Here is a 13,156-nt window from a genome sequence, read left to right as displayed (position 1 = left end):
CCGCCAATACCGCCAGTTGCTCACCCAGGCTCAATTCCACGTGCGTGGCCTGGGCAATGAACATCACCGCCAAGGTCATGTAGATATTCGTGCCATCGAGATTGAAGGAATAACCCGTAGGCACCACCAGACCCACCACGGACCGGCTGCAGCCGGCCCGTTCGAGTTTCTCCATCAGCGAGGGCATCGCCGCCTCGGAGGAGGATGTGCCGAGCACCAGTAGCAGCTCGTCCTTGAGATAACGGATCAGCGCGAAAATCGAGAATCCCGCAAGACGGGTCACCGAACCCAGCACGACCAGTACGAAAAACAGCGCGGTGCCGTAGAACGTCAACACCAGCCATGCCAGATCGACAAGCGAGCCGATACCGTAACGCCCGATGGTGAACGCGATCGCGCCGAAAGCACCGATAGGAGCCGCTTTCATCACCATGCCGACCATCTTGAATATCGGTGCGGTCAGCGCGTCGAAGAACGCCGTCACCGGCGCCGCACGGGTGCCGCATATGGCCAAGGCAATGCCGAACAGCACGGCGACGAACAACACCTGCAATACATTGCCGGAGACGAAGGCACCGATCACCGTATGCGGAATGATTTCCAGCAGGAAGCCGGTCACCGACATGTCGCTGACATGGCTGGTGTAGCTCTTCACCTCCGCCGAATTCAGGCTCGACACATCGACGTGCATCCCTGCGCCAGGATGCACCAGGTGCGCCGCCAGCAAACCGATAATCAGCGCCAGCGTGGAAAAGAACAGAAAATACGCCATCGCCTTGAGCACTACGCGGCCCACTGCGCCGACATGGCTCATACCGGCGATACCGTTGACCACAGTGAGAAAGATCACCGGTGCGATGATCATACTGACGAGTCGGATGAATGCATCGCCCAGCGGCTTCAAGCCCTGCCCCAACGTCGGTGCGTAATGGCCCAGTAACGCCCCTAGCGCAATGGCAGCCAGCACCTGCACGTACAGATGGCGATAGAACGGCAAGCGCGCTGCGGCGACCTCTGGCGTAACGGCTGGAATCTGCATGATGCTCCTTGCATGGCCGCGACCCACGCGACATGCGACGTACCGGGATATTGGGCGGCTTTGTAGCCCAGGCGAGCCAAAATCCGAATAACACATTAGGGTTAACCGGTCGCCGGATGTGGGAGCATAGACCCGCCTCGACCACGCCGAACCCGGCTGGAGCCTTTGATTTTCCGATGATTCGCGATCGCCGCCGCCTACGTTTGGTCCAGCTTTGCCTACTACTGGCCGCGGTGGTCGCCTCCGCCTGGACGGCCTATTGGTGGGCCGGACGACGTGCCCTCGGCGAGTTGTCCGCGCAAGCAGACGAGCAGTTGCAATTACGCGCGCAGGCCCTGCAACGCCTGATCGACCGCTACCGCGCGCTGCCCGACGTGCTCGCGCTGGACCCCGAGCTACGCCGCGCCCTGTCGGGCCCTTCGACGCTGATCGACGCACCGGCGCTCAACCGCAAGCTGGAACAGGCAAACGGCGCGACACACACCTCGACCTTGACGCTGATCGATCGTCGCGGCATCGCGGTGGCCGCCAACAACTGGCGCGAACCTTCGAGCAATGTCGGCCTGGATTACGCCTTCCGCCCGTATTTCCAACTGGCGATGACCCAGGACGAAGGCACTTTCTATGCCGTCGGCGTATCGACCAAGGTCGCCGGCTATTTCATCGCGCGCGCCCTGCACGACGAGCACGGCGCGCGTATCGGCGCGATCGTAGTCAAGATCACCCTCGACGCATTGCAAAACGAGTGGGCGCACAGCGCCGACACCTTGCTGCTCAGCGATGCCCAGGGCGTGGTCTTCATGGCCAACCGCGACGCCTGGACCTATCGCAGCCTCCGGCCTCTTGCGGCCACTGAACTGACTCGCCTGGCCGCGACACGGCAATACGGCAATCAGCCGCTGGCACCGGTACGTTACCGTCTTGTGCAGACGCTCGCAGACGGTAGCCGCGAAGTCGCCATCGGCGACCCCGACACGCCCCAGGCCCAGCTCTGGCGGTCGCTCGCCCTGCCCGCGCAACATTGGACACTGCATTCGCTCAGCAGCATGCAGCCGGTCATCGCCGCGCAACGCAATGCCACCTTGGTAACACTCGGCGGCTGGCTTCCGCTGATCCTGCTCGGCCTGTTTCTGCAACAGCGCCTGCGCCTCGCGCGTCTACGCCAGCAGAGTCGCGAAGAACTGGAGCGTCTGGTCACCCATTACACCAGCGCTTTGCGTTCGGCCGAAGACAGCCTGGTCGATGCCGCCCATCAAGCCGCGCAAGGCAGCCACAGTAGCCTGGAGCACTTGCCGCAGGGCGTAAGCGTGGTCGATGCCGGCTTGCGCCTGGTCGCATGGAACAAGCGCTATGCGCAGATCTTCGGCTTTCCGCCGGAGTTGTTACAGATCGGGCGACCGATCGAAGATCTGTTCCGTTACAACGCCCGGCGCGGCCTGCTTGGCCCCGGCAACATCGAGGATGCCATCCAGCGCCGCCTCGATTATCTGCGGCGCGGCGGCCCGCACATGTACGAGCGCGAGTATCCCGATGGCAGTGTACTTGAGATCCGTGGCAACCCGCTGCCCGATGGCGGCTTCGTCACCAGCTATGCCGACATCACATCCTACAAGAGCGCGGCACGCGACCTGCGTACGCTAGCGGCGACACTGGAGAAACGCATCGAGGAAAGCACGCAGGATCTGCGCGCCGCCAAGGCCGATGCGGAGCATGCCAATCGCTACAAGACACGCTTCGTCGCTGCGGCAGTACACGACCTACTGCAACCATTGAACGCCGCTCGCCTATTTGCCGGCGCATTGCATCAGCACCTGAGCGATGACGGCCAGCGCCAGTTGCTGGAGCGCGTCGAGCAGGCTCTGCATGCGCAAGACGGTCTGTTAGCCAGCATGCTGGATATCTCGCGCCTGGAAGCGGGCGCGCTCAAACCCACGATCGCCGCAGTCGCGCTTTCGCCCTTGCTGCAAAGCCTTGCGCGCCAATTCGGCATCGTCGCGCAGGAGCGATCGCTTAGGCTGGAACTGATCGATACACGGCTATGGGTACGCAGCGACCCCTTGCTGCTACGCCGGATCCTGCAGAATTTCCTGTCCAACGCATTGAATTACACGCCGCAAGGCCGCGTGTTGCTCGGCTGTCGACGCGAGGGCGATTCGGTTCGTATCGAGGTATGGGATACCGGTGTGGGGATTGCCGAGAACAAGCGCGCGGCGATCTTCGAGGAATTCCACCGTCTCGATAGCGGCATGGATGGCGATGACCGCAGCGCGGGACTAGGGCTGGCCATCGTCGAGCGCATTGCACGCCTGCTTGGACATCGGATCGGACTGCGATCGTGGCCGGGGCACGGCAGCATGTTCTCCGTCACCGTACCACAGGCTACCGCGCAGTCGGCGCCTGCCAGTGCCCCGCACACGAGCGACGATGATTCTCCATTAGCCGGTCGGCGCGTGTGGTGTATCGACGACGACCCGCAAGCGCGCGAAGGCACGATGGCCTTGATCAGCAGTTGGGGATGCCATGCGGAGGCCGCAGGCAGTGCGCGTGAAGCCTTCTCGCTTGCCGAGCGACGCGCGCCCGATATCGTGCTGCTCGACTATCAACTGGGCGAGAGCGTAGGACCCGACCTGCTTCCCGTGCTGTATCGGCAATGGGGTTGCAAGCCGCCAGTGATTGTCATTACCGCGCAGCGCGACGACGATACGCGGGCACGCATTGCTACCGACGGGTTGCACTTCATGGCCAAGCCGGTGGCGCCAGCGCGGCTACGCGCGTTGATGAGTCGATTGCTGCTGGCCGCTTCGACCGGCCCCCTCGCACCCCACTCTCCCGGCGAAGCCAAGAGAGAGGGAGCCGACTGAGGCAAGCCTCAGTTTTTCGTACTTCCGCGGACCGCACCCTCCCCCTGGCTTCGCGGGGGAGAGCAGTTGGGGTGAGGGGGCTCTTCACTCTCCCGCATCCTCCAAATCCAGCGACTTCACCAATACCGCCGCCTGCGTCCGCGACCGGCACTCCAATTTGGCCAGTACGGCGGTCACATGAATCTTCACGGTGTTCTCCGCCAAACCCATCGCCGCGGCAATCTGCTTGTTGAGCAACCCCTCGGCCAGCAGCATCAGCACACGAAACTGCTGCGGCGTCAGCTGCGCCAACCGTGCGGCCAGCATCGCGTCCTGCTCGCTTCGTTCGGCGCGTGCCGACTCGAACGAACTGCCACCGCCCAGCACGATCTTCACCGCCTGCCCCAACACCTCGGCGGGCGCCGCCTTGGACACAAAGCCGGCTGCGCCGAACTGTTGCGCTCGCCGCACTGTACGCGGGTGATCGTTGGACGAAATCACGATCACCGGCAAATCCGGATATTCCCCACGCAGCCAGATAAGCGAGGAGAATCCCATCGCACCGGGCATCGTCAAGTCCAGCAGTACCAGATCCGCCAGCGGCTCAGCCGCCAAGGCCGCCTCCAGCGAACTCTGACTGGATGCCTCTACGATACGCACACCCTCGATCACGCTGCGCAAAGCCTGCGAAACGGCCGCCCGAAACATCGGATGATCGTCGGCGACAACGAGGGTAAGATCGGCAGTCATGCGAGTATCAAAGCAGAATGCGTGCGCAGGAGCTATAGGAACTATGCGGAAAGCACTCGATCTCAGCATTCGTTGAAATGACAGGCAACGGAAGTAACGAGGGGAAACAGCCCCTTCACGGTATCGATGGTCACGGAGCCCGGATTTAAGCCCCCAGTACAACGACGCGTCGAGGTAACGCATCGGATCCCTGTTGCGCATCGATCGCAAAAGAAACGGCCGCCCGATTGGGCGGCCGCTCCAAAGACGAATCTCTATCGCGAATTACTTCTTCGCAAAAAGATGCTCGACGCCCGCACGCTCCTCGCGCAGTTCCTTGTTCGTCGCATCCATGCGCGCACGCGAGAAATCGTTGATCGCCAGGCCCTGCACGATCTCGTACTTGCCGTTCTTCACGGTCACCGGGTAACCGTAGATCACGCCGGGCTCGATGCCGTAGGAACCGTCCGAAGGGATGCCCATCGAAACCCAGTCGCCGTCCGTCGTACCCAATGCCCAGTCGCGCATATGGTCGATGGCAGCCGAAGCGGCGGACGCCGCTGACGAAGCGCCGCGCGCCTTGATGATCGCCGCGCCGCGCTGCTGCACGGTCGGGATGAAGTCGCTCTCATACCAGGCCTGGTCGACCTGTTCCAGCGCGGCCTTGCCCTTCACCGAAGCCTGGTGCAGGTCGGGGTACTGCGTGGAGCTGTGGTTGCCCCAGATAGTGACCTTCTTGATGTCGGTGGTATGCGCGCCGGTTTTTTCAGCCAGCTGCGACAACGCGCGGTTGTGATCCAGACGCACCATCGCCGTGAAGCACTTCGGATCGAGGTCGGGGGCGTTCTGCTGGGCGATCAGCGCATTGGTGTTAGCCGGGTTGCCCACCACCAGCACTCTCACGTCACGCTTGGCGTGATCGTTCAGCGCCTTGCCCTGCGGGCCAAAGATGGCGCCATTGGCTTCCAGCAGATCCTTGCGCTCCATGCCCGGGCCGCGCGGACGCGCGCCCACCAGCAGGGCGTAATCGACGTCCTTGAAGGCCACGTTGAGGTCGTCCGTCGCCACAACGCCGGCCAGGGTCGGGAACGCGCAGTCGTTGAGCTCCATCACCACGCCTTGCAGCGCGGGCAGCGCCGGGGTGATTTCCAGCAGGTGCAAGATCACCGGCTGATCTTTGCCGAGCATGTCGCCAGCGGCGATGCGGAACAAAAGGGCGTAACCGATCTGGCCAGCGGCACCGGTAACGGCAACTCGGACGGGGGCTTTCATCGTGGTAACTCCTAAGGGGTACTTTGCTTGAAACAAAAACCCGTAACGCGAACGTTGCGGGTTTGGGAATAATCAGGTCAGTTCGGCGAAGAATTCAGCAATACGCACCAGACCCGGCTCGAGCTGAGCGGTCGGACAGGTGTAGGAAATACGGAGCGCACGCGGCTCGCCGAACGCCGAGCCCGGCACGCAGGCGACGCCCTTGGCCTCCAGCAGCGCGGCACAGAACTGCACGTCGTTTTCGATCGGCGCGCCCTTATGCTGCTTGCCGAATGCAACGGATATATCCGGAAACGCATAAAACGCGCCCTGCGGGCGCGGGCACACTACACCAGGAATCGCGCGCAACGCATCGACGACGATATCGCGCTTGAGCGCGAACTCCGCGCACTTCGCTTGCGGGATGTCCTGCGGACCGGTGAACGCTGCAACGGCCGCGGCGGTAATCACTTCGGGCAGGCTGGTGATGTGGTTCGAGTTCAGCGTGGTCACCGCGAGCGCCACCGATTCAGGCGCGGCGATCAGGCCAACGCGCCAGCCCGGCATACCGTAGGTCTTGGACAACGAATCGACGAACACCAGGCGCTCGCGCAGCTCCGGCCGTGCGAACACGAAGTTGTGATAGCCGATACCGTCGAACACCATGGAGTTATAGATGTCGTCGGTAACGATCCAGGTATCCGGGTACTTGGCCAATACATCGGCCAGCGCGGCGATTTCTTCGCGCGTATAGACCATACCCGTGGGATTGGACGGGTTGTTGAACAGGAACACCTTCGGCTTGCGCGCCAGGGCCGCATCGAGTTGCGCCGTCGTGAGCTTGTAGTTCTGCTCGGGACCGCAATGCAGCACATTGATCTTCGCGCCGACGATCTGCGCGATGTCGTGATATGTCGTCCAGTACGGTGCGGCGAAGCAGATCTCGTCGCCTTCGTTCATCAGCGCCTCGGCCAGGTTGTACAGCACCTGTTTGGCGCCGATGCCGACGGCGATGTTCTTGCGCCCATACCCCTGGAAACCCAGCGCCTCGATGTGCTTGAGGAAAGCATCCAGCAATACGTCCGCGCCGCGGTTGCTGCCGTACTGGCCGCTATCGTGCGAAAGCGATTCGCGCGCGGCCGCGTAGACGTGCTCTCCGGGCAGGAAATTCGGCACGCCGATGGAAAAGCTGATGATGTCTCGCCCGGCTATTTTGAGTTGCTTGGCTTTTTCGGCGATGACCATGATCGCGCTGGGCTGTGCGCGGCCGATACGCTGGGCGAGCTGGGGCATAGCTTCCTCTGGGGGAACGGGTCAGCAAACCCGGCAATTTTAGCATGCCGCACTGCCGCATCGCCGCGCAGGCGGTATAGGCCTTCCGGCACCCGCCCGGGGCTGCCATGGCCGTGGCCGCCATGACATCATGCCCGCGCCGGCTTCACGTCCGGGGGGACGGTAGCGGCGAGCCGGCGGGATGCAAGGCTCGATGAACCTCGAAGGGATCCTATTCATCATGCGGGAGGGAACGAGTATGCATTGGCTTTGGGTAATTATCGTCGGCCTGGTCGTCGGCCTGCTCGCCAAACTGGTCACCCCGGGCAAGGATCCGGGCGGCTTCATCATCACCGTCCTGCTCGGCATCGCCGGCTCGATCATCTCGACATTCGTCGGCGAAAAACTGGGCCTGTGGGGAGAGACCGGTCTGGTGCACTTTCTCGGCTCGATCGCCGGCGCAGTCGTGCTGCTGCTGATCTACGGTTGGTTCAAACGCCGCAACGCCAGCACCTGATGCCCATCCGCTGGCGGAGCTCGGACTCCGCCAGTTTTCGCAAGATCTTGGCGACGTGGCTTTGGGTTCATGCACGCATGGCTAAAGTCAGCGCACACCTTTGCACTGCGAGCGACGGTCATGATGCATTGGATCATTGTCTTTCTGATCGGCCTGGTCATCGGCGTACTGGCCAAGCTGATCGTGCCCGGCCCCGATAGCGGCGGCATTATCGTTACCGCCCTGCTCGGTATCGCCGGCTCGCTGCTGGCCAGCTACGCAAGCCAGCGCTGGGGCTTACTACCCGCCACCGGCTGGAAACATTTCGCCGGCTCCGTAGCCGGCGCGGTGATTCTGCTGCTGATCTATAACGCGCTCTTCGCCCGGCCGCGACGCTTGTAGCGCGTAGCCGGAACCGGCGAGGCCGCTCGCCTCGCCGGCAACTCTCGCGAGATCAGGCTGGGTTGCCGCCGAGCAACTTGCCGGCAAGGCCGGCCAACGCACCCAGATCAAAACCGCCGACTCCGCCTTGCTCGGGCACCTGCCCGTCCGGAGTCAGGTGATCTACCGCATGCGGCAGCACCTGCGAAAGCTGGCCGAGCAACTGGTTCTGGTCCACTCCCAGCTTCGACGCCATGCCTTCCAGTGCCGAGCCCAGGCCGCCGTTACTCAAGGCCTGGCCGAGCTGATTGGCCGATACGGCCTGGTTGCCGCCGGTGCCGACCCAGGACTGCACCGCATCGCCGAGGCCATGCTGCTGCAACATGCTCACCAAGCCCTGGACGCCGCCGGCCTTGTCGATCAACTCACCCGCCATTGCAATCAGCGAGCCGCCACCTGCCTCATTCCCCTGACCGCCACCGAGCAATTCGCCGAGTAAAGACATTGTCGTTCTCCTGTGTCGAAGTGGGTCCATGCAGCTTTCCGAGTCTAGACCCACACGCCCTTCACTGTCGTGACAAGCGCGTGAAAAAAAGCCGCCGAAGTTGTCCTCGGCGGCTTGGATTTAACCGAACGGGTACGAGACGATCAGCCGCGCTGATCGAGCACGTCGTTCCATTCCTTCAGGCGATCGGCCTGGGCGGCCAGCAACGCGTCGACGTCGCCCTCGACCGTCACCTTCGAGATGACGTCGCCCTGGCGAATCGCATCGACTACTTGTTGATCTTCGGCACCGATCACTTCGCCGAACACACTGTGCTTGCCATCGAGCCACGGCGTAGCGCCATGGGTGATGAAGAACTGACTGCCGTTGGTGCGCGGACCGGCATTGGCCATCGACAGCACGCCGGGCTTGTCGTGACGCAGGGAGGCGTCGAACTCGTCCTCGAACCGGTAACCCGGACCGCCCCGGCCACTACCCTCAGGGCAGCCGCCCTGGATCATGAAGTCGGCGATCACGCGATGAAACGACAAGCCATCGTAATAGCCCCGACGCGCCAGGTTGACGAAGCTGGCAACGGTGACCGGGGTCTTGTCGTCATGCAGGCGCAGATGGATGGGGCCGCGGTTGGTGTCGAGGGTAACGAGTATGCTCATCGATGCTTCCTGGTTGGGTTAGGGCCGCCTTCTCGCGGGGCGGCTTGCAGGTCGGCAAGGATACCCCAGGTTGAACCCCAACCCCGCTCCTTTTGTCGCATCTCAGGGTAGGGCCAGCGCGGCGCGCTCCAGCGGCCCCGCGCCACGCGGCTGGCCTTGCGGTACCGCCAGCTCACGCGGCCACGGCGCTCCCTCGAACAGATGGGCCCAGAGCCGGTCCAGCGCCAGGTAACCGTACGGCAGCAGCGGCAGGTGTCGCTCTCCAAACCCCGGCAACACCAGGAACGCGTCGAAATGCTGGGCGTGCGGTACCTTCCAGTACAGCGGCTGGCGACCTTGGGCGCGCAGCCAGGCGACATAGGGTTCGGAACTGAAAACAGTCGGCAACAAGCCATCGTCCGCGCCATGCACGATCCACAACGGCAAGTCCTGGCGTGGCAGGCGGCCGGCGGTGGCATCTACCCCAGCATGCAGCATCTGCGCATCCGTGCCGTTGCCCTCCCAAAGCCCACGCAGACATTCCTGGCCCGCCAGCCCCGGATCGGCGGAGGCATCCATGCCGCCGAGCAAGCCAATACCGTTGCCGGGCGGAATACCCGAACCGTCTGCCCACCATGCGGCTTTGACCGCTGCTGCGACAGGCGCTGGCTTGCCGTCCGTACCTACGGTGGCATAGCGGAACCCGCATGGCATCGTCATCGCCGTGCGGCGCAAATAAGACGCTGCATAACCCGCGTCGATGACACGCCACAGGTCGAATGCGGTAATGCTGGCAGCAACCTCCATGGCACCGTCGTTCCAGCCCGCGGCACGCAAGCGCGCATAGGCTTCGGCGGCCTGCGCCGTTGACGTACCGCCAGAAAGCTTGCCTTGCTCATGCAGGCTCGCACAGCGAGCCAACCATGCCGGTGGAATATCGCCGTGCGGCGTGCGCGCAAACGGCGCCTTGGCGAAGCGCGCATCGGCAAGCGCACAAGGCAGCCAGATGCCGGCTTCGGTGGCATAGTCGTATAGCGCACGGCCCTGCCCTTGCGCATGGATATTCGGTTCCAGCGACACCACGCCAGCAAGCAGGTGCTCATCGTCGAGACCCGCCGCCTGCAACACCGCGCCACCGCCGTTGGACAGCCCCGTGGCGATGATGCGCGTATTGGCCGCTGTGAACGGTGCTTCCTGCGGATAAGCGCGATCGAGCATCGCCAGACCGAACTTGGCCGCCTGCAACACATGGCGACCCCAATCGGCCTCGGGGTTGTCGCCCGAGTGCATGTGCTTGATCGCGATGGCATCCGCGCCGGCCATGGCCGGCGGCTCGAACTCCAGCGGCACCGTACCGCGCTTCGCACGGGTGCCGTCGAGCGCAACGCCGCTGTCATCGGCGTAATCGAAATAGCCCGCGCCCGTGCCCTTGTCGGTATACGCCACGGCGCAACCGCGCGGCAAACCCCATGCGCCGGCCAGCGAAATCGCACCATAGACGCCACGCGAGCCGGACGATGCGGCCACTACCAGGCAACGCCGATGCACGTCGAAGTTATCCGGTAATTGCAACAACACACGATGCGGCTGCTTGGCGCCCGGTATCCATGCGAATGCCTGGTACTCGCGGCCTGGCACATCGGGCACCGCCCCGTAAACGCTGCCATAGCCACCGAGCGGCCCCAGATCGGCAATGCCCTTCCAACTGGCCTGGATCGCGCGACGGCGCAGTTCGGCCGATGTGGGATGGGCAGGATCGGCGATCGGCGAGGCTGCGCCGACCAATCCCTTCAGCCCCAAGCCCGCGCTGAGCAAATCATCGCCATGGCGATGTTCGGTGACGGAAATTTCGCCACGCACAAAATCCGCTTGCATCGAATGCTCCGTCATGCGGGAAGAACTCGCGCAGCCGGCAAACAGCGGCACGAACGACAGGGCCAGCCAAGCATAGGTTCGCTTATTCATCCGCCCACCATAACAAGCCCGGCCGTGCCCGCCATCGTACGAAAGTCCAGCATGACCTTCCGAACTCGACGGCGGACGCACATCCGGCTACCGTCGGCGGCCATGACACGCTTGCTGATCGCCGACGATCATCCCCTGTTCCGCGCCGCACTGCGCCAAGCGGCTCGCGAAAACTTGCGCGACTGTCAGGTCTACGAAGCGGCCGACCTCGACAGCACCTTGGCGACGCTGGCCGATGTAGCCGATATCGACCTGGTATTACTGGATCTGCACATGCCTGGCAGCCATGGCCTGTCGGGGTTGGCGGCGCTGCGCGGTCAGCACCCGGGCGTGGCTGTGCTGGTGGTCTCGGCACAGGACGATCCACGCGTTGTGCGCCGCGTCCTCAGCCACGGTGCCGCCGGTTTCATCCCCAAGAGCGCCTCGCCGTCGGACATCGGCGAGGCGATACGCAACGTGCTCGATTGCGGCAGCTGGCTGCCGGCCGGCTGGGCCGAAGCGATCGAAGCGCTGCCCGATGACCCGGTCGATACCGATCTGGCCGGTCGCTTGGCGCGTCTGACCGAACAGCAGTACCGCGTCCTGGTGTTGCTCGCCGAAGGCTTGCTCAACAAGCAGATCGCCGACCGGCTGTCGATCCAGGAGCGCACCGTCAAGGCGCACGTGACCGCCATTTTCGAAAAGCTCGGCGTACGCAATCGCACCCAGGCCGGATTGCTGCTGCAATCGCTGGCACTGAGCGATCCCGCGCGTGGCTAAACCTGCTGCGCGGCAGCGAAACGCTGCAATACCTGGCGTAATGCCAGCGGCTTGAGCGGTTTGTACAGCACACTCGCACCGCGTTCGAGCAAGCGCTGACGCAGATCGCCGTCGCGGTCGGCCGTGAGCATGATCGTAGGCGCTGCCTGCGCCTCATCGCCCAGGGCTTTCCATAGATCCAGACCTGTACGGCCGCCATCGAGGTGGTAATCGAAGATCTGCACATCGGCCGGCCACGGCGCTTCGCGTGCCTGCTCCAGGCTTCTCGCGGCATGCACCTGCCAGCCCCAACTCGATAGCAATGCCGACAAGGCTGCCAGTGCCGCCGGCTCATTGTCGACCACCAATGCGCGTCCGCGCGGCAACGGTTGCGGCTCTCGCGTCGGTGCCGGCTCACGTCGCACAGGCGCGACGCGCAGTACTTCCAGATCGAACACGCTGCCGCGTCCAGGCCATGAGCGCAGATGCAAAGGCGTACCGAGCAGACCGGCCATGCGCTGCGCGATCGACAGCCCCAGTCCGAGCCCCTGCCCTCCCGCGGCGCTACCGCGACGGAACTCATCGAAGATGATGCGCTGTTCTTCTGGAGCAATACCCGGGCCCGTATCCCAGACCTCCAGCCGCAGTCGATCGCCGCATCGACGCACGCCAAGCAACACGCGTCCACGCTCGGCGTAACGCAGCGCATTGGACAGGAAGTTCTGCAGCACACGACGCAACAACTGAGGATCGGTATGTACCCAGGCGCGACTGCCGACCACGCTCAGACGCACGCCGCGCTCCTCGGCCAGCACATGAAACTCGGCTGCCAGCGGATCGAATACGTCGGCCAGCGCAAAACCGCGCGGCTGCGGATGCAGGCGCCCGGCTTCCAATCGCGCAATATCGAGCAAGCCCGCCAGCAGCCCTTCGGTTGCCGCCAACGCGCCATTGAGATGACGCACGGTATCGACATCGCCGCGCTCGGCCAAAGCGTGGGCGAACAATTGCGCCGCATGAAGTGGCTGCATCAAGTCATGGCTCACCGCGGCCAGGAAGCGGCTCTTTGCTTCGTTCGCGCGTTGCGCTTCCGCGCTCGCCGCAGCCAGCTCGCGGGTGCGTTCGCCCACACGCCATTCCAACGTTTCATTCGAACGCAGCAGGGCCTGTTCGGCCTGACGGAAAGCAGTGACATCGGTGAACGTGGCGACGAAGCCACCGCCGGGCATGGGATTGCCGCGAATTTCCACCACGGTGCCATCGGGAAAACGCCGTTCGGACAGATGACGCGTACCGGCTCGCATATGC

The 13,156-nt window shown here is 63.6% G+C and carries 12 protein-coding genes; 4 read left to right on the top strand and 8 right to left on the bottom strand.

The window, feature by feature from the left end:
* Positions 1 to 1,039 (bottom strand): cation:dicarboxylate symporter family transporter (locus tag VIM98_RS12410; protein WP_331993421.1); only part of this gene is annotated, 1,039 nt, incomplete at its 3' end.
* A 176-nt stretch (positions 1,040 to 1,215) separates the two neighbouring features.
* Here VIM98_RS12410 and VIM98_RS12405 point away from each other — a divergent pair.
* A complete protein-coding gene (locus VIM98_RS12405; RefSeq protein WP_331993420.1) occupies positions 1,216 to 3,900 on the top strand; it encodes a NahK/ErcS family hybrid sensor histidine kinase/response regulator in 2,685 nt (894 codons plus the stop codon).
* 84 nt (positions 3,901 to 3,984) lie between these two features.
* On the opposite strand, the gene VIM98_RS12400 is transcribed toward VIM98_RS12405, so the two are convergent.
* The 3 genes from VIM98_RS12400 to VIM98_RS12390 form a co-directional block, all read right to left on the bottom strand.
* A complete protein-coding gene (locus VIM98_RS12400) occupies positions 3,985 to 4,629 on the bottom strand; it encodes a response regulator transcription factor (protein WP_331993419.1) in 645 nt (214 codons plus the stop codon).
* A 264-nt stretch (positions 4,630 to 4,893) separates the two neighbouring features.
* On the bottom strand, positions 4,894 to 5,880 hold the full coding sequence (locus VIM98_RS12395) for a malate dehydrogenase (RefSeq protein WP_331993418.1): 987 nt from the start codon (positions 5,878 to 5,880) through the stop codon (positions 4,894 to 4,896).
* Positions 5,881 to 5,952: 72 nt separating this feature from the next.
* On the bottom strand, positions 5,953 to 7,152 hold the full coding sequence (locus tag VIM98_RS12390; RefSeq protein WP_331993417.1) for a pyridoxal phosphate-dependent aminotransferase: 1,200 nt from the start codon (positions 7,150 to 7,152) through the stop codon (positions 5,953 to 5,955).
* A gap of 238 nt (positions 7,153 to 7,390) precedes the next feature.
* Between VIM98_RS12390 and VIM98_RS12385 the strand changes: the two genes are divergently transcribed.
* Both VIM98_RS12385 and VIM98_RS12380 read left to right on the top strand, forming a co-directional pair.
* Positions 7,391 to 7,648 carry a GlsB/YeaQ/YmgE family stress response membrane protein gene (locus tag VIM98_RS12385; RefSeq protein ID WP_331993416.1) on the top strand — a complete coding sequence of 86 codons (258 nt, stop codon included), beginning with the start codon at positions 7,391 to 7,393 and terminating at the stop codon, positions 7,646 to 7,648.
* A 120-nt stretch (positions 7,649 to 7,768) separates the two neighbouring features.
* Entirely contained in the window at positions 7,769 to 8,029 is a 261-nt protein-coding gene (locus VIM98_RS12380) for a GlsB/YeaQ/YmgE family stress response membrane protein (RefSeq protein WP_331993415.1), read from the top strand.
* A 52-nt stretch (positions 8,030 to 8,081) separates the two neighbouring features.
* On the opposite strand, the gene VIM98_RS12375 is transcribed toward VIM98_RS12380, so the two are convergent.
* The 3 genes from VIM98_RS12375 to VIM98_RS12365 all read right to left on the bottom strand — a co-directional run bounded on the left by VIM98_RS12375 (position 8,082) and on the right by VIM98_RS12365 (position 11,110).
* Positions 8,082 to 8,513 (bottom strand): YidB family protein, encoded by a 432-nt coding sequence (locus VIM98_RS12375; protein ID WP_331993414.1) that lies wholly within the window; start codon positions 8,511 to 8,513, stop codon positions 8,082 to 8,084.
* 143 nt (positions 8,514 to 8,656) lie between these two features.
* Positions 8,657 to 9,166, bottom strand: coding sequence for a peptidylprolyl isomerase (locus VIM98_RS12370; protein WP_331993413.1), 510 nt, complete (start codon positions 9,164 to 9,166; stop codon positions 8,657 to 8,659).
* Positions 9,167 to 9,268: 102 nt separating this feature from the next.
* Positions 9,269 to 11,110 (bottom strand): 3-hydroxybutyrate oligomer hydrolase family protein, encoded by a 1,842-nt coding sequence (locus tag VIM98_RS12365; RefSeq protein WP_331993412.1) that lies wholly within the window; start codon positions 11,108 to 11,110, stop codon positions 9,269 to 9,271.
* Between the two features lie 102 nt (positions 11,111 to 11,212).
* Between VIM98_RS12365 and VIM98_RS12360 the strand changes: the two genes are divergently transcribed.
* Complete coding sequence (locus VIM98_RS12360; RefSeq protein ID WP_331993422.1) at positions 11,213 to 11,869, top strand: response regulator transcription factor; 657 nt, start codon at positions 11,213 to 11,215, stop codon at positions 11,867 to 11,869.
* Here the strand turns inward: VIM98_RS12360 and VIM98_RS12355 are convergent.
* A partial coding sequence (locus VIM98_RS12355; RefSeq protein WP_331993411.1) for an ATP-binding protein occupies positions 11,866 to 13,156 on the bottom strand: 1,291 nt, incomplete at its 5' end. The two genes, VIM98_RS12360 and VIM98_RS12355, sit on opposite strands and share 4 nt — an antisense overlap.

Source organism: Dyella sp. (assembly GCF_036568765.1).
In the GTDB taxonomy this organism is placed as follows: domain Bacteria; phylum Pseudomonadota; class Gammaproteobacteria; order Xanthomonadales; family Rhodanobacteraceae; genus GSA-30.
This window is presented reverse-complemented; position numbering and strand designations above follow the sequence as displayed.